The sequence below is a fragment of the Halomonas sp. SH5A2 genome, from assembly GCF_014263395.1.
Lineage (GTDB): Bacteria > Pseudomonadota > Gammaproteobacteria > Pseudomonadales > Halomonadaceae > Vreelandella.
This window is the reverse complement of the sequence record NZ_CP058321.1, coordinates 3,191,444-3,209,311: the sequence shown is the minus strand read 5'-3', so window position 1 is coordinate 3,209,311 and position 17,868 is coordinate 3,191,444. Positions and strand designations below refer to the sequence as shown.

At 54.6% G+C, this 17,868-nt stretch carries 10 protein-coding genes and 3 rRNA genes; 8 read left to right on the top strand and 5 right to left on the bottom strand.

The genetic code is table 11. From position 1 onward, the window contains the following. Positions 1 to 29: 29 nt before the first annotated feature. From ilvC to HXW73_RS14850, 6 genes are all read left to right on the top strand, one after another. Positions 30 to 1,046, top strand: coding sequence for a ketol-acid reductoisomerase (gene ilvC, locus HXW73_RS14875; protein ID WP_186253813.1), 1,017 nt, complete (start codon positions 30 to 32; stop codon positions 1,044 to 1,046). A 177-nt stretch (positions 1,047 to 1,223) separates the two neighbouring features. Further along, positions 1,224 to 2,111 (top strand): CDP-diacylglycerol--serine O-phosphatidyltransferase, encoded by an 888-nt coding sequence (gene pssA / locus HXW73_RS14870; protein ID WP_186253812.1) that lies wholly within the window; start codon positions 1,224 to 1,226, stop codon positions 2,109 to 2,111. 501 nt (positions 2,112 to 2,612) lie between these two features. Next, a 16S ribosomal RNA gene (locus HXW73_RS14865) occupies positions 2,613 to 4,145 on the top strand. 295 nt (positions 4,146 to 4,440) lie between these two features. Beyond that, positions 4,441 to 7,332 (top strand): 23S ribosomal RNA (locus HXW73_RS14860). 128 nt (positions 7,333 to 7,460) lie between these two features. Continuing rightward, positions 7,461 to 7,576, top strand: a 5S ribosomal RNA gene (gene rrf / locus HXW73_RS14855). The 16S, 23S and 5S rRNA genes sit together here, the layout of an rRNA operon. Before the next feature lie 268 nt (positions 7,577 to 7,844). Continuing rightward, on the top strand, positions 7,845 to 8,033 hold the full coding sequence (locus tag HXW73_RS14850; RefSeq protein WP_186253811.1) for a hypothetical protein: 189 nt from the start codon (positions 7,845 to 7,847) through the stop codon (positions 8,031 to 8,033). 72 nt (positions 8,034 to 8,105) lie between these two features. Here HXW73_RS14850 and HXW73_RS14845 read toward each other — a convergent pair whose 3' ends face one another. Beyond that, positions 8,106 to 9,131 (bottom strand): Fe(3+) ABC transporter substrate-binding protein, encoded by a 1,026-nt coding sequence (locus HXW73_RS14845; RefSeq protein ID WP_186253810.1) that lies wholly within the window; start codon positions 9,129 to 9,131, stop codon positions 8,106 to 8,108. A 199-nt stretch (positions 9,132 to 9,330) separates the two neighbouring features. Between HXW73_RS14845 and HXW73_RS14840 the strand changes: the two genes are divergently transcribed. Further along, entirely contained in the window at positions 9,331 to 10,443 is a 1,113-nt protein-coding gene (locus tag HXW73_RS14840) for an ABC transporter ATP-binding protein (protein WP_186253809.1), read from the top strand. Positions 10,444 to 10,458: 15 nt separating this feature from the next. Here the strand turns inward: HXW73_RS14840 and HXW73_RS14835 are convergent, their stop codons facing one another. The 4 genes from HXW73_RS14835 to dctP all read right to left on the bottom strand — a co-directional run bounded on the left by HXW73_RS14835 (position 10,459) and on the right by dctP (position 15,324). Continuing rightward, positions 10,459 to 12,144 (bottom strand): ABC transporter permease, encoded by a 1,686-nt coding sequence (locus HXW73_RS14835; RefSeq protein WP_240538652.1) that lies wholly within the window; start codon positions 12,142 to 12,144, stop codon positions 10,459 to 10,461. Between the two features lie 168 nt (positions 12,145 to 12,312). After that, complete coding sequence (locus HXW73_RS14830) at positions 12,313 to 13,638, bottom strand: TRAP transporter large permease (protein WP_186253807.1); 1,326 nt, start codon at positions 13,636 to 13,638, stop codon at positions 12,313 to 12,315. Continuing rightward, positions 13,635 to 14,138 (bottom strand): TRAP transporter small permease subunit, encoded by a 504-nt coding sequence (locus HXW73_RS14825; protein ID WP_186253806.1) that lies wholly within the window; start codon positions 14,136 to 14,138, stop codon positions 13,635 to 13,637. The genes HXW73_RS14830 and HXW73_RS14825 overlap by 4 nt, the downstream gene beginning before the upstream one ends. An 82-nt stretch (positions 14,139 to 14,220) precedes the next feature. Next, a complete protein-coding gene (gene dctP / locus HXW73_RS14820; RefSeq protein ID WP_186253805.1) occupies positions 14,221 to 15,324 on the bottom strand; it encodes a TRAP transporter substrate-binding protein DctP in 1,104 nt (367 codons plus the stop codon). 321 nt (positions 15,325 to 15,645) lie between these two features. On the opposite strand from dctP, the gene HXW73_RS14815 reads away from it, so the two are divergent. Next, positions 15,646 to 17,823, top strand: a complete 2,178-nt coding sequence (locus HXW73_RS14815) for a tRNA(Met) cytidine acetyltransferase TmcA (protein WP_186253804.1) — start codon at positions 15,646 to 15,648, stop codon at positions 17,821 to 17,823. The last annotated feature ends 45 nt before the right edge of the window (positions 17,824 to 17,868 follow it).

Here is a 17,868-nt window from a genome sequence, read left to right as displayed (position 1 = left end):
CTAATTCAACCTGCTTTTGGAGTTACGCCATGCGCGTTTATTACGATAAAGATTGCGACCTGTCCCTTATTCAGGCCAAAAAAGTCACCATCGTTGGTTATGGCTCCCAGGGTCATGCCCACGCTAACAACCTGAAAGAATCAGGTGTCGATGTCACCGTTGCATTACGCAAAGGTTCTTCATCGGCGGCCAAGGCAGAAAGTGCTGGCCTGAAAGTGGCTACCGTTCCAGAGGCATGCCAATCCGCTGATGTGGTAATGATTCTGGCGCCGGATGAAAATCAAAAGGCGATTTACGAGCAGGAAGTTGAGCCAAACCTGAAAGAGGGCGCCACTCTGGCGTTCGCTCATGGCTTCAATATTCACTACAACCAGATTGAGCCGCGTAAAGATCTCGATGTGATCATGATCGCACCGAAAGCGCCGGGTCATACGGTTCGCTCGGAATTCGTCAAAGGCGGCGGTATTCCTGATCTGATCGCTATTCATCAGGATGCGTCGGGCAATGCCAAAGAATTGGCGCTTTCCTACGCCGCAGGCATAGGCGGTGGCCGTAGTGGCATTATCGAAACCACCTTTAAAGATGAAACTGAAACGGACCTGTTTGGTGAGCAGGCTGTGCTGTGCGGCGGTGCCGTTGAGCTAGTTAAAGCTGGCTTCGAAACCCTCACTGAAGCGGGTTATGCACCGGAAATGGCCTACTTTGAGTGTCTGCACGAGCTCAAGCTGATCGTCGATCTGATGTACGAAGGCGGCATTGCCAACATGAACTATTCCATCTCCAATAACGCGGAGTATGGTGAGTATGTGACCGGCACCGAGGTCATCAATGAACAGTCTCGTGCTGCTATGCGCAATGCGTTGAAGCGCATCCAAACCGGTGAATACGCCAAGATGTTCATCAATGAAGGCAACAGCAATTACCCTTCAATGACCGCGCGTCGCCGACTTAACGCCGAGCACGACATTGAGCAGGTAGGTGCCAAGCTGCGTGGCATGATGCCGTGGATCGCCGCTAACCAACTGGTTGATAAATCTAAAAACTGATGGTAGCAGGCAATTAACACCACAGGGATGACTAACGGGGTGCGCACTGGCGCGCCCTGTTTTGTTTGTTGCGGTTGTTTATCCAAGCCCGGGTGCAATTGGCTGGCTGATAGGTCTTCAGCGTGTAGAATGAAAGTGACCACTATTCCCGTGATTTACTTTTAATGGATGAGACCTATGACTCAGGACGCTCGCGATCAAGAGCAACCAAACTCAGATCATTCTGGCGAAAACCAGGCAGCCAATACGCGACCGGATACCGCTGACCAATCAGAAATAGGCGGCAATGAAGATTTGGCTGCAGCCTTCTTGCGTGACACGGAAGTGGTTGAAGAAGCCGTTGAAGATGGCAAAAAGGTTCGCCGCAAGGGTATCTACCTGCTGCCTAACTTGTTTACCACGTCGGCGCTGTTTTCAGGATTTTTTGCCGTGGTGGCGGGTATCAATGGTGACTTTACGGCGGCGGCCGTCGCCATCTTTATTGCCATGGTGCTTGATGGCCTGGATGGCCGAGTCGCTCGCATGACCAACACACAAAGTGCTTTTGGTGCCGAGTACGACAGCCTGGCCGATATGATTTCTTTCGGCATGGCGCCTGCGCTCGTCGCCTTTACCTGGATTCTGCAGGACATCGGTAAAACAGGCTGGGTGGTGGCATTTCTCTACGTTGCTTGCGCGGCACTTCGCTTGGCGCGCTTTAATGTGCAGATTGGTAGCGTGGACAAAAAATGGTTTATCGGCTTGCCCAGTCCCTCAGCCGCGGCGCTGGTGGCGGCGAGCGTATGGACATTCCATAGCTTCGATGCGGATGCTTTTGGCTTCAAGCTGCTGATGTTGGTCGTTGTGGCGGCGGCTGGCGTACTGATGGTCAGCAACATCCGTTATTACAGCTTCAAAGACCTCGACTTCAAAAAACCAGTGCCTTTCGTGGTTCTGCTAGCCGTGGTGCTGGGCTTTGTGATGATCTCCGTTGAGCCGTCTGTCATGCTGCTTTTGCTGTTCGGTGCCTACGTGCTCTCTGGTCCTGTGTTGGCCGTCATGCGCAAGGCAAAGCCGAAAAGTTAAAAAATTTTCGCACGCCCCTTGCGTCCTCGCCAGCAAGGCCTTAAAGTACGCATCCGTTGCCGGGGACGCAAGGCGTTGCCAGCGGTGATTGAGGTGTAAAAACCTAGGTTTGTCAGTTGGTTAGGCAAGCGATCGTGATCAATCTGTTGTGTCACGCCGCATCGATTTTCGCCAACCAGTCATTGACAACCGCACGGAAGTCGGTAGAATACGTCTTCCTCGCTGAGGCCAAACAGTTCAACGCTTGGCCGGTTGTATGCCACTGACTTCAGTCAGTTAGACAGCACAGCGAAACGCTCTTTAATAATGTGATCAGGTAATTCATGTGGGCGCTTGCCGATGAGGGTGATAAATCACCTATTATCAAGGCAAGCGACTCAAGCACTACGGTTTTTCGAAACCGATATTGAATGAATTCGTTTGAACCTTGAGCCAAGTTTGGTTCGCTTTTGCTGCTTTTGGCTAGTCCTTAAGTCAGCGAGTAAGAACCACAATGATTGTAAACTGAAGAGTTTGATCATGGCTCAGATTGAACGCTGGCGGCAGGCCTAACACATGCAAGTCGAGCGGAAACGATCCTAGCTTGCTAGGAGGCGTCGAGCGGCGGACGGGTGAGTAACGCATAGGAATCTACCCGGTAGTGGGGGATAACCTGGGGAAACCCAGGCTAATACCGCATACGTCCTACGGGAGAAAGGGGGCTTCGGCTCCCGCTATTGGATGAGCCTATGTCGGATTAGCTGGTTGGTGAGGTAATGGCTCACCAAGGCGACGATCCGTAGCTGGTCTGAGAGGATGATCAGCCACATCGGGACTGAGACACGGCCCGAACTCCTACGGGAGGCAGCAGTGGGGAATATTGGACAATGGGGGCAACCCTGATCCAGCCATGCCGCGTGTGTGAAGAAGGCCCTCGGGTTGTAAAGCACTTTCAGCGAGGAAGAACGCCTGTCGGTTAATACCCGGCAGGAAAGACATCACTCGCAGAAGAAGCACCGGCTAACTCCGTGCCAGCAGCCGCGGTAATACGGAGGGTGCAAGCGTTAATCGGAATTACTGGGCGTAAAGCGCGCGTAGGTGGCTTGATAAGCCGGTTGTGAAAGCCCCGGGCTCAACCTGGGAACGGCATCCGGAACTATGAGGCTAGAGTGCAGGAGAGGAAGGTAGAATTCCCGGTGTAGCGGTGAAATGCGTAGAGATCGGGAGGAATACCAGTGGCGAAGGCGGCCTTCTGGACTGACACTGACACTGAGGTGCGAAAGCGTGGGTAGCAAACAGGATTAGATACCCTGGTAGTCCACGCCGTAAACGATGTCGACCAGCCGTTGGGTGCCTAGCGCACTTTGTGGCGAAGTTAACGCGATAAGTCGACCGCCTGGGGAGTACGGCCGCAAGGTTAAAACTCAAATGAATTGACGGGGGCCCGCACAAGCGGTGGAGCATGTGGTTTAATTCGATGCAACGCGAAGAACCTTACCTACCCTTGACATCCTGCGAACTTGTGAGAGATCACTTGGTGCCTTCGGGAGCGCAGAGACAGGTGCTGCATGGCTGTCGTCAGCTCGTGTTGTGAAATGTTGGGTTAAGTCCCGTAACGAGCGCAACCCTTGTCCTTATTTGCCAGCGCGTAATGGCGGGAACTCTAAGGAGACTGCCGGTGACAAACCGGAGGAAGGTGGGGACGACGTCAAGTCATCATGGCCCTTACGGGTAGGGCTACACACGTGCTACAATGGCCGGTACAAAGGGCAGCGAGCTCGCGAGAGTCAGCGAATCCCTTAAAGCCGGTCTCAGTCCGGATCGGAGTCTGCAACTCGACTCCGTGAAGTCGGAATCGCTAGTAATCGTGAATCAGAATGTCACGGTGAATACGTTCCCGGGCCTTGTACACACCGCCCGTCACACCATGGGAGTGGACTGCACCAGAAGTGGTTAGCCTAACTTTGGAGGGCGATCACCACGGTGTGGTTCATGACTGGGGTGAAGTCGTAACAAGGTAGCCGTAGGGGAACCTGCGGCTGGATCACCTCCTTAAACGATGCATCATCCTCGCGGTAAGCGCTCACAATGAATTATCTGATCAGATGACTGTTGATACGCAGTGATAAGCGAAGGCTTTTTTCACATTAAAAGAAAAAGAAAGGTCTTTTCTCTTTTTTTAACGTGAAGAAAACGCTTATCACTGCGCATAGCAGTCGCTCTTTAACAATGTATATCATGCTGACATGAACGTTTTTTGAAACGTTCATACGTAATTGTTTTGTGATACGTCTCAAGCGTATCCGGCAATCGTTATCATTGCGAGACACCAGACCCCTTCGGGTTATAGGGTCAAGCAATGAAGCGCACACGGTGGATGCCTAGGCAGCCAGAGGCGATGAAAGACGTGGAAGCCTGCGATAAGGCTCGGCGAGGTGGCAAACAACCTGTGACCCGGGCATTTCTGAATGGGGAAACCCACTCATCATCAGATGAGTATCCCCCACTGAATCTATAGGTGGGGGAGGCGAACCAGGGGAACTGAAACATCTAAGTACCCTGAGGAAAAGAAATCAACCGAGATTCCCCCAGTAGCGGCGAGCGAACGGGGATCAGCCCTTAAGCATGTGACTGATTAGACGAACAAGGTGGGAACCTTGGCCGTAGCGGGTGATAGCCCCGTAGTCGAAAATCTGATCATGTGAAATCGAGTAGGTCGGGGCACGAGAAACCTTGACTGAAGACGGGGGGACCATCCTCCAAGGCTAAATACTCCTGGCTGACCGATAGTGAACCAGTACCGTGAGGGAAAGGCGAAAAGAACCCCGGAGAGGGGAGTGAAATAGATCCTGAAACCGTGTGCGTACAAGCAGTAGGAGCAGACTTGTTCTGTGACTGCGTACCTTTTGTATAATGGGTCAGCGACTTATATTCAGTGGCGAGGTTAACCGTATAGGGGAGCCGTAGGGAAACCGAGTCTTAACTGGGCGACACAGTCGCTGGATATAGACCCGAAACCGAGCGATCTATCCATGAGCAGGGTGAAGATTGAGTAACATCAATTGGAGGCCCGAACCAGGATCTGTTGAAAAAGATTTGGATGACTTGTGGATCGGAGTGAAAGGCTAATCAAGCTCGGAGATAGCTGGTTCTCCTCGAAAGCTATTTAGGTAGCGCCTCACGTATCACCGCCGGGGGTAGAGCACTGTTTCGGCTAGGGGGTCATCCCGACTTACCAACCCGAGGCAAACTCCGAATACCGGTGAGTGCGAGCGTGGGAGACACACAGCGGGTGCTAACGTCCGTTGTGAAAAGGGAAACAACCCAGACCGTCAGCTAAGGTCCCGAAATCCTGGTTAAGTGGGAAACGATGTGGGAAGGCTCAGACAGCTAGGAGGTTGGCTTAGAAGCAGCCATCCTTTAAAGAAAGCGTAATAGCTCACTAGTCGAGTCGGCCTGCGCGGAAGATGTAACGGGGCTAAACCAGGTACCGAAGCTACGGGTTCATTCTTCGGAATGAGCGGTAGAGGAGCGTCGTGTACGCCGATGAAGGTGAATTGAGAAGTTCGCTGGAGGTATCACGAGTGCGAATGCTGACATGAGTAACGATAAAGGGAGTGAAAAACTCCCTCGCCGGAAGACCAAGGGTTTCTGTTCGACGCTAATCGGAGCAGAGTGAGTCGGCCCCTAAGGCGAGGCCGAAAGGCGTAGTCGATGGGAAACGGGTCAATATTCCCGTACCGGACATGATTGCGATGGGGGGACGAAGAAGGCTAGGTGAGCCAGGCGTTGGTAGCCCTGGTGAAAGTCGGTAGGCTGAGGGCTCAGGTAAATCCGGGCGCTCAAGGCCGAGAGACGAGACGAAGACACCACGGTGTTGAAGTCATCGATGCCACGCTTCCAGGAAAAGCCTCTAAGCTTCAGATCATGTGCGACCGTACCCCAAACCGACACAGGTGGTCAGGGTGAGAATCCCAAGGCGCTTGAGAGAACTCGGGTGAAGGAACTAGGCAAAATGGTGCCGTAACTTCGGGAGAAGGCACGCCGGCATATTGTGAGAGCCCTCGCGGCTTAAGCGAGAACCGGTCGAAGATACCAGGTGGCTGCAACTGTTTAGTAAAAACACAGCACTCTGCTAACGCGTAAGCGGACGTATAGGGTGTGACGCCTGCCCGGTGCCGGAAGGTTAAATGATGGTGTTAGCCGCAAGGCGAAGCTCTTGATTGAAGCCCCGGTAAACGGCGGCCGTAACTATAACGGTCCTAAGGTAGCGAAATTCCTTGTCGGGTAAGTTCCGACCTGCACGAATGGCGTAATGATGGCCACGCTGTCTCCACCCGAGACTCAGTGAAATTGAAATCGCCGTGAAGATGCGGTGTACCCGCGGCTAGACGGAAAGACCCCGTGAACCTTTACTATAGCTTCACACTGGACGCTGATGTTGCCTGTGTAGGATAGCTGGGAGGCTTAGAAACCCGGACGCCAGTTCGAGTGGAGCCAACCTTGAAATACCAGCCTGGCATCATTGGCGTTCTCACTCAGGTCCGTTATCCGGATCGAGGACAGTGTGTGGTGGGTAGTTTGACTGGGGCGGTCTCCTCCCAAAGCGTAACGGAGGAGCACGAAGGTACCCTCAGCACGGTCGGACATCGTGCAATGAGTGCAAGAGCATAAGGGTGCTTGACTGCGAGACAGACACGTCGAGCAGGTGCGAAAGCAGGTTCTAGTGATCCGGTGGTTCTGTATGGAAGGGCCATCGCTCAACGGATAAAAGGTACTCCGGGGATAACAGGCTGATACCGCCCAAGAGTTCACATCGACGGCGGTGTTTGGCACCTCGATGTCGGCTCATCACATCCTGGGGCTGAAGTCGGTCCCAAGGGTATGGCTGTTCGCCATTTAAAGTGGTACGCGAGCTGGGTTTAGAACGTCGTGAGACAGTTCGGTCCCTATCTGCCGTGGGCGTTGGATGTTTGAGAAGGGCTGCTCCTAGTACGAGAGGACCGGAGTGGACGCACCTCTGGTGTTCCGGTTGTCACGCCAGTGGCATTGCCGGGTAGCTATGTGCGGACGGGATAACCGCTGAAAGCATCTAAGCGGGAAGCCCCCTTCAAGATGAGACATCCCTGAGGCCTAGAGCCTCCTGAAGGGCCCAGCGAGACCAGCTGGTTGATAGGCACGGTGTGGACGCGCTGCAAGGCGTTGAGCTAACGTGTACTAATGGCCCGTGAGGCTTGACCCTATAACACCCAAGGGGTCTGGTCGTGATGATAACGAGAACCGGATACGCGCGCTGAGCCGACTGTTTAAGACACAGGGCTTGGTAAGAGACGCACACAAAACACAGCATGATATCCATTTAAAGTTACGCCTGACGACCATAGCAAGCGTGAACCACCTGATCCCTTGCCGAACTCAGTAGTGAAACCGCTTCGCGCCGATGGTAGTGTGGGGTCTCCCCATGCGAGAGTAGGTCATCGTCAGGCACCTATATCGTAAAAGCCCCCGAGCATACTGTGCTCGGGGGCTTTTGCTTGCGTGGAAGGAAAACCTAGGGGTCTCCCCATGAAGAGTCCCAGATGGCCGGCCCGCGGCAGGCCGCCCCAGCCATCGTCAGCCCCTATAGCGCGGAAAAACCCAGCCATCCGGTTGGGTTTTTCGTTTTTAGATGCCATTTATTGGCGTGATTTATGTGTAGCATCTAATATGAAACGGCACTTGATTGTTTACTACCGTGATAAAAGGAGCATGGTGATGTATAAAGGATTCAAAGCTATTGGTGTGGCGCTTTTATTAGCATTTCTCGCCGTCGGTTTGACCGCCTGTGGCGATGATCAAGGCCCGGCAGAAGAGGCGGGTGAAAATATTGACGAAACCATGGAAGAAGCTGGCGACGAAATGGAAGAGGCCGGTGACGAAATGGAAGAAGCAGCTGAAGAGTAAGCGACTGCTAATGCAGTTGTGATAAAAAAAGCCCCACTGACGTGGGGCTTTTTGCATGGTTAACGCTGGGTATTAACGCCATTCGACCCGATCAAAGATGCGAATCGCTTCGGGATTGTTTTCTCCCAGAATACTGATATTGACGTCATCCTTTTTAAAGTTGCCCCATGATTCTAGGACAGGGTCACGCTTGACGTTATTTACGACAGGGAATTCATTGTTACCCGACGCGAAGATTTCCTGAGCCGTATCGGATGCCAGGTACTCAAGGAATTCCACGGCGTTTTCGCGATTAGGCGCACCTTCGACGACACCGGCTCCGCCAACATTGACGTGAGCGCCTCGATCATCTTGGTTAGGGAAGATGATACCGACGTTGCGTGCAGCCTCGCGATCCGCTTCATCGTCCGACTTCAGCAGGCGAACGTAATAATAGTGGTTGGCAACGGCTAGATCGCACTCGCCGCTAGCAGCGCCAAGGATCTGATCTGTATCACCGCCTTCTGGGTCGCGTGCCATGTTATCGACAACGCCTTGAGCCCAATCTTCAGCGCCTTCTTCACCGTGATGCTCAATCATCGAAGCGAGCAGGGACTGGTTGTAAATATTGTTGGACGAACGGATGCAAACGCTATACCCAAGGTCGTCGCTGGCAAGATCTTCGTAGCTCGTGATGTCACTGGGATCCACATTTTCACGGTTGTAGTAGATCGCCCGTGCACGCTGGCTAAACCCGAACCACAGGCCTTCAGGGTGGCGCATGGATTCAGGCAAACGTTCAGCTAGCACGTCGGATTCGATCCCTTGGAAAATGCCTTCCTGCTCAGCGCGCCATAGCCTTCCAGCATCAACCGTCATCATGATATCGGCAGGGCTGGCAACGCCTTCGCGCTGGATGCGCTCGATCAGTTGATCGGAATCACCTTCCAGGATGTTGACTTCAATACCGGTTTCTTCGGTAAATGCATCGTATAGCCGCTCGTCAGAATCGTAATGACGAGCAGAGTAGACATTAAGCTCATCCGCCAGGGCGTGGCTGGCGAAGGCGGAGCTGGCGAGAGCAACCGCGATAGGTGCGGCGAAACGTGCAGTTTTCATCGGCGATAATCCTTACGTTGCTAATGATAATAAGTTGTATTATTAACAAGATTATTAAAGCTTTTTGCAGCGTTAACGTCAAGGTAGCTTACCGTTGAAGCGTGCATATTGGATAAATAGAAAATAGAATGTTAATTACTTTCAAACGTATTATATGGTTGTCTGTTGCTCAGGCAATCGGGAATAGAACGGTGGTGCAATGACAGCAACAATGAAGGCGGCGCAAAAAGCGCTTAATGAGACTGCGCTAACGATGCATCAGGTGCAGCACGCTTTTGACCAGCATACCGTTGTAAGGGGTGTGGATCTAACAGTGGCACCGGGAGAAGTGGTGTGCCTGCTGGGCCCTTCAGGGTGTGGTAAGACCACGTTGTTGCGTATTGCCGCGGGTTTGGAAACGCTGCAAGAAGGTAGCGTAAGCCTGCAAGATGAACAAATTGCCGCGCCAGGACTGCGTCACGTGCCGCCAGAAAAGCGTAACGTGGGGCTGGCATTTCAAGACTCGGCGCTATTTCCCCATCTTTCCGTGATGGAAAATGTCACCTTTGGGTTGAAGCACTTGTCGGCCAGTGCCAGGCGTGAGCGGGCCGAGGAGCTGTTATCACAGCTGGGGATGGCAAACTATGCGTCGACCTATCCCCATATGCTGTCAGGCGGTCAGCAGCAGCGTGTGGCGCTTGCTCGGGCGTTGGCGCCGGAGCCACGGCTGATGCTATTGGATGAACCCTTTTCAAGCCTAGACGCGCGGCTGAGGGATAGGATACGCGACGATACACTGCACGTTTTGAAAAAAGTCGGGGCCGCCACCTTGCTGGTGACCCACGACCCTGAAGAAGCCATGTTTATGGCGGATCGTATAGCGCTGATGCGCGAGGGGCGCATTGTACAAACAGGCACCCCGAGAGAACTCTACTGTTCGCCCAAGGACCCATTCGTGGTGACGTTTTTTGGTGAGGTCAATGAGATCGAAGGCGTTGTCGAAGAGGGGCACGTTACAACGCCTGTGGGGTGGGTGCCGGTTGAGGGCATCGCTGATGGGACAGTCGTGCAAGTGATGATTCGCCCTGAAGCCTTGCGTGTCATTGAGCGGGACCTGCCTGCCAATTCCCACGCACATAGTCATATCGTCATGGCCAAATTGTTAGGCCGCAGTAGTTTGCTGCATTTGTGTGCCCACGCTGACGACGGCCAGGAAGCCCACTTGCACGCCAGAGTCCCCGGGGTTTTTCTTCCGGCTGAAGGCCAACCGATCGATATCCATTTAGATTTATCGCAGGTATTCGTGTTTCCCCGCGCGGCTGAGGAAAGTTAACTCTTGGTCCAGGCGTTAAGACGATGCCCCAGGGCGTGAACGACGCATGGCCATACTCAGCAGTATCACTGGCAGGATGCCGACCACCACGATTGCCAGTGATGAAGTAGAGGCTTCAGCCAGGCGCTCATCAGACGCAAGGTTGTGCGCTCTGACGGCAAGCGTATCGAAATTAAACGGCCGCAGTATGACTGTTGCGGGAAGTTCTTTCATGACATCGACAAATACCAGAATGCCCGCCGCAAGTAAGCTGCTGCGCATCAAGGGCGTGTGTACGTAGCGCAAAGTACCGCCCGCCGTTTGCCCCAGAGCTCGAGAGGCAGCGTCCATGCTGGGGGTGACTTTGCCCAGACTGGCTTCTACGGCATTGAAGGAAACGGCTAAAAAGCGCACGACGTAGGCGTAAAGTAGAATAAAGGCCGAGCCGCTAAAGATAAGGCCAATGATCTGGCCGTTATACGCCTGTAAGCCCGTATTGATGATGTTATCCAGCCAGGCGAAGGGAATCAGAATGCCTACTGCCACCACCGAACCGGGAATGGCATAGCCCATCGCCGAAATACGCGTTGTAAAGCGCGCAAGCGCTGTGTCGTGTACCCGAACGCCATAGCTAAGCAACACCGCCGTACCGACGGCAATGATGGCCGCAAGCGCCGACAGGCTAAGGCTATTCCACGCAAAGCCGATAAAGCGTGCCCCCCACAGTGAGTCTCCTTGCGTCAGCGCCAAGTCAAGAAGAATGCCGCTTGGTAACAGGAATCCGACAATGATCGGAATAACGCATGCCGCAGTGGCGGCGGCTGCCCGCCATCCGTGAAGCACATATTCGGGCAATTGCTGATACCGGTTGGTGGTATGGAAGTAGCGCCGCTTGCCGCGAGACCAGCGCTCCAGCAATACCAGAACGATGACAAAGCTGAGCAGGCAGGCAGCTAACTGAGCCGCCGCCACGGGCTCACCCATGCCAAACCAGGTGCGATAGATACCGGTGGTGAAGGTGTCGACGCCGAAAAACTGCACTGCCCCAAATTCATTGAGGGTTTCCATCAGTACCAGCGATACGCCGCCAACCAGCGCCGGGCGTGCTAGCGGAACCGCAACGCTGAAAAACAGACGCCATGGACCGCGACCCAGGGTGCGGCCTACGTCGAGAACGCAGACGGACTGTTCCAGAAAGGAAGCACGGGCTAGCAGGTACACATAGGGGTAAAGCACCATAGTGATAAGCGTCGCGGCACCGCCTAACGAGCGAACACTGGGGAAAAAGTAATCGCCGTGCTCCCAGCCGAATATATCGCGCAAGGCGCTCTGAAACGGGCCGGCAAATTGCAGAAAATCCGTATAGGCATAGGCGATCACATAGGTGGGAACAGCCAGAGGCAGAAGTAATGCCCACTCAAATATTCGCTTGCCCGGAAAGCGGCACATAACGACCAGCCAGGCGCTTCCTGTGCCGATGACCAGGGTGCCCACCCCAACCCAGACGACAAGCCAAAAGGTGTTGTTCAGATAGCGCGGTAGAACCGTACTGGCGAGGTGTTGCCATACCCCATCGGTAGGCAGCGCAATATGCGCAAATACCACGATGACAGGCAGCGCCACCACCAATGCGACGCCGATGAGTACTGCCGACCAGAGATTCAATTTTCGCTGAGGGCTTTGCCGCTGTGCGGCTAACTCACCAGAAGTGGAGCGGAACACGTGAAGACTCCTTGCAAAAGCAAACGGATATCGCAGCGACATACGGCGCGCACAGCGAGGAATAGTACCATCGGCCGCCGACAGCTGCAGCTAGTTGGCTTCTGGTCAGGTGCTATTTAAAAAAGCCCGGCATTATGCCGGGCTGAACGACTTGAAGGGTGATGAAGATTAGCCGACCAATAAGCTGGGTAGACCGGTAATCAAGACGGGGAAAAATGCCATCAGTGCACACGCGAACAAAATGATCGCCACAAACGGAACAACCGCTTTGTAGAGGTCAACGATTTCTACGCCAGGTGGTGCCACCCCCTTGAGATAAAACAGGGCATAGCCGAATGGGGGAGTAAGGAAGGAGGTCTGGAGCACAACGGCGACCATTACCACGAACCACAGCGTATCAATGCCCATCGCCTCGACGATCGGTAGCATGATGGGGAAGCTAAGCAGCACAATCCCAGTCCAATCTAGGAACATTCCCAGAATAAATACCAGGAAGAGCATCAGCAGCAGGGCGCCGAAGGTGCCACCCGGCATGGAGAGGACGACCTCGCTGATGACCTCCATACCGCCGCCAATCGAGAATACCCCGGTAAACGCCGTGGCGCCTACTAGTACCAGCATCACCATTGTGGTGGTTTTGCCCGCTTCGATCATCGTGCTGTAGCAAGTGGAGAGCTTGCGGTCGCCGAAAATCATGAACAGGATAAAGGCGATGAAAACCCCGATGGCAGACGCTTCAGTCGCCGTTGCAATGCCGGTAAACAGTGCTCCCAATACGCCCAAAATCAAGGACATCGGAGGAACAACATATTTCGCCAGCATGACAATAAGCTGACCGGTGCTGGTTTCGGCGCGCTCCGCTGCTGGCACCTTCGGGCCGTAAGAGGGTTTTACGTAGCAAATGATCAGCACATAAAGCGCATACATAACGCCGAGTATCAAGCCGGGTACCAGCGCCCCGGCAAATAGCGCACCCACCGATACGGGAGAGTAGCTCGCCATCAAAATCAGCATGATGCTAGGCGGAATCAATATCCCCAGGCAGCCGCTGGCCATGATGACACCGGCACTCAGTTCTTTGTTATAGCCGTACTTGAGCATCGGCACCAAGGCAATCATGCCCATCACCGCAATGGAGGCACCGACAATGCCTGTTGTGGCAGCGAGCAACACCGAGACCACAACCACCGTCAGCGCTAACCCGCCGCGCAGATTGGCGAGCAATAAACGCATGACATCGAACATTTTCTCGGTCACGCCTGAGTCGTTCAAAAAACGCGCCATCAGGATAAACAGCGGAATAGCCACAAGCACGTAATTATCCATGGCGTTGCCATAGACGTTATTGATAATAATGCCAAGGGTGTTGGCGCCAGGGCCCAAAAATGCACCAATGACGGCCACGCCACCCAGCACAAACGCTAACGGATGCCCCATGAACAGGCCGACTAATAGGCCGCCAAACATCACCAGAGTCAGTAATTCTGCACTCATGCGTGGTTCTCCTCACGCAGTTGAATAATAGCGCGCAGCACGATGGCAATGGCCTGCAGAAAAATCAAAACCGCGGCCAGGACAATCACACCTTTAACTGGATAAACCGGAATGGAGACCATACCGTAAGTGGTCTCGCCACGGCTGATGGAGCGCTCGAAAAAAAGCCAGCCGTAGGTCAGCATCAGCCAGATAAATGGGATGAAAAACACCACATAGCCAACGATTTCCAGGACTGCCTGTTTTTTACGGGCTAATAGACGCTTTAGTACGTCAACTTCCACGTGGGCATGGTGACGAAGTCCATAGGCGGCCATCAGCATAAAGTGGGCCCCGAAGAGCATTTTTGTCACGTCAAAGGCCCAATCGCTTGGTCGCCCAAGGAAAAAACGCATCGCGATGTCATACAACACAATCAGTGTGATAACCGCGATAAGAGGCGCAACAATTCGCCCAAAGAGCTCATTGAACCTGTCAATGGCTTTTGCGATCGCATGCATGAGTTATCTCCCGATTCTGAATATTGGCACTAGACGTAAAAACCGCCCCGACGCTGACATCGGGGCGGTTATCGACGGTTAATTACATGCAGGCTTCGATTTCTTCGAGCGATGGCAGGTTGTCGATGGAACGGCTCATGTTGAACGGCACGGTGACATCACGCCAGTTCGCGTAGTGCTCCATATAACTGATCATGGAGTGGTAAACTTTGGCGTGCATCGGGTCTTCACATGCACCTTGTAGAATTACTTCGTTGGTCGCGTCTTGAATGGTGGCAAGGTCTTCAGACGAGAGTGTGCTGATTTCAACGCCATCTTCCTGGAATTTCACCGTTGCCTCGGTAGATTGACGCTCTGACCATGCTAGCGACCAAGCCATCGTCGCGTCGGCAGCGATTTTTAGCGTTTCCTGGGTTTCCTCGGAAAGCTCATCCCATGCATCTTTATTGATCATCACACCGAAGACGCTGGCTGACTGGTGCCAACCGGGTGTAGACCAGTAATCGGCCACTTCGGAGAAGCCAGCATTATAGTCCACGCCAGGCGTAGAGAACTCACCCGCATCGATCACGCCGCGCTCGATCGCCTGGTAAACTTCACCACCGGCCAGAGTGACCTGTGAGCCGCCCAGTTCTTCGAGAACTCGGCCTTGGTCACGGCCTGACAGACGCAGGCGCTTGCCTTCAAGATCGGCGATACTTTCGATGGGTGTGTTGCCCATGAAGCCAGATTCGTTATTGGTGATCCCGTAGGGCAGATACACCATGTTGTAGTTGCCATATACTTCTTGATAGAGGTCCCAGCCACCCCACTGCTGAATCCAGTTGAGGTAGTCAACACCGTTGAACAGGCTGGTAGTCGTGGCGAGCGGCGAAAACGCCGGGCTGCGGCCTGCCCAGTAGCCGGGCCAGTCGCCCGATGCCTGGATAGCGCCGGTTTCGGTGGCGTCAAACACCTCTGTGCCGGGCATCAAGGTGCCGCCGGCGCGGAAGTTGATCTGCAGCTCGTCACCCGCCAACTGGTTGACCAACTCGACCCAATGCTGGTCAATTTTAATAAGATCCAGGTTGTCGGGCCATGTTGTGGTCATGGTCCACTCTTGCTGGGCATGAGCGGTCGAGGAGATGGCGGCAAATGCAACACCGGCAGCGAGACTTGTGATGGCAAACTTGGCAGTTTTTTTCATGTTGGATCCTGTTGGTCGCCGTTAGATTTATTAGGGATTTTGGATGCAGTTAGTGCAGTTGGCATGCATTACGTTTACGTAAAGGAATGAATTACCCTGCATGCTTAAATTAGCACATTCAGGCCGTTGCAATGCAACATCATTGCTGTGCTAGGTTGATGGCTGGCATGCAGAGTGAAGATGTTCTTTATCTATATATAAATCATGTGGTTAGTTTTTTGTTGAGTTGTTCAGGTGGCAGGCTCTAAGTGTGAAAAACGTTGAAAGGGTCTCGGTGATGCAACCAAAGTTGTAAGCTGTCTAGCCCGTCGAGGAGACTTTATGTCGTCGTTATCAACCGGCGAAGCGGTAGTGTCACGGTCGACCGCGCTACTGGTTCAACGGGCAAGACAGCTGGCCAGGCGGCGTTGGCGTCAGCTTGTCTGGCTGCAAGGCGGTGCCAAACAATGTGAAGCGCTAGCGGTTGCGTTATGGCAGGCGCAGGCTTGGCATTCCCCGCTATGGATAGACAAGGATGCCCCCGTTCAACCTGCGCTGAAAGCCAGCCAGGCCACGACCCGGCTAGGTACCGAGCATCAGCTGGTGGTGGTCAATGCCCATGACCATGCAGGTGGCTTCAATCCTGATGCGCTAGGCGCCATTGGCGGCACCCTGGCAGCGGGTGGGCTGCTTGTGTTGCTCACACCTAACGACTGGGGCCAGGCGCCCGACCCGGATTACGCGCGCATTGCTGATTACCCCTTGCAGTGGAATGACCTGACAGCGCGCTACCTGGCACGGCTGGCCGCACAGTTGAAAGCGTCAGAACAGATCATCCGCTGGGTACCCGGAGCGCTGCCTCGACTGGGTCGCCTCAATGACACGCCGCCGATATTGGAAAAGCCTGAAGATACCGATTGCATCACCCAGGATCAGGCGGCTGCCGTCAGGGCACTGGTCGGTCTCAAACGACGGCGGCCGCTGGTCATTACCGCCGACCGAGGCCGTGGTAAAAGCGCCGCGCTGGGCATTGCCTGTGTCCGGTTGCTGCAACAGAAAACATCGCAGGTGATTGTCACGGCACCGCGCCTGGCCGCCGTCGAGGCTGTATTTGAGCGTGTGGTGGCGCTATGTCCTGATGGCAACCGAATCACCCCAGAGCGATTTAGATTCACCAACGGTGCTGAGCTGTTGTTCGTTGCGCCCGATGCGCTTGGCGAACACGTGACAACAGGTACGCTGGGGGGCGACGGCAGCTACCTGATGGTCGATGAAGCCGCAGCCCTACCGCCAGCACTGTTAGCGCAATGGCTGACCGCTTTTCCCAGGCTTGCGTTTGCCACGACCGTCCACGGTTACGAGGGCTCCGGGCGCGGGTTTGCGCTGCGCTTTCGTCACGTACTGGACGCGCAGACACCCAACTGGAAAGCGCTCACACTCGACACGCCGGTTCGCTGGCAGTCGGCAGATCCGCTTGAGGCAACGCTCAACCAGCTACTGTTATTGAATGCACCGCTGCCCACCGATAAGGAAGCATTATCGCGACCATCGGCTTCGTACGAAGTCCCGCGCGATGACCTTGCCCAGAACGAGGAGGCGCTTGCCCCGCTATTTGGTCTGCTGGTGCAGTCGCATTATCGTACGACCCCCAGCGACTTGCGCCAGTTGCTGGATGGCCCTGGTATGCGCCTGCGCGTTATCGGCCAGCAGCAGCGGCCACAGGCGGTGCTGGTCACCCGCGAAGAAGGTGGCTTTGCGACGGATCTTGCTGACCAGGTGGCACGCGGAGAACGCCGCCCCCAGGGGCATTTAATGGCTCAATCGCTGGCCGCGCACTCGGGTTGCCGCGATGCGCTGACAGCGCGTTGGCGGCGGGTGGTTCGCATTGCGTGCCACCCTGGCTTGCGTCGTCAGGGATTGGGGGGCACGCTGTTGCGTGATGATCGGCAACAAGCCGCCGATCAGGGCGTCATGCTGTACGGCGCGACCTTTGGTGCCGATGCGGGGCTGCTGCGTTTCTGGCGTGCCGAAGGGTTTAGAACGGTGCGCCTGGGTGTTACCCGTGAACCTTCAAGCGGCGAGTTTGCCATCATGGTGGCAAGCGCCTTGAACCCCGCAGGCGAAAAAGTGCTGGATGCCCTACACGGGCGATTTATCGCCCTGCTGCCCAACTTGCTGGCCTTTGAACTGGCGCATTTGCCCTCTGACGTTGTGAGTCTGCTGATTAACGAACTGCCCGAGCAGCCGTTAACCGAGGTCGAATGGCAGGATATTGATGATGTGGCGACAGCGCATCGAGCCCCCGCGCTTGCCCGGTCGTCCTTGCAGGCACTGGCCCGCGAAGCGAGTCGCTGGCCGCTGTCGGCCGCGGGTCAATCAGCGCACCAGCAACTGGCCGCCTGGGCGTTCCAGAATCAACCGCTTGCCGATGCGCCGGGCGTGTCCGTACGAGTGCTGCGCGAGGCGGTGCGAACCCTTTGGGCTCAGCAACTGCTTCCCCCCGCTGCCCAGGGCCGTTAAAGTAAGCCGGTTATCCATGATAAAGAGTTTCCATGATTCCCGCTT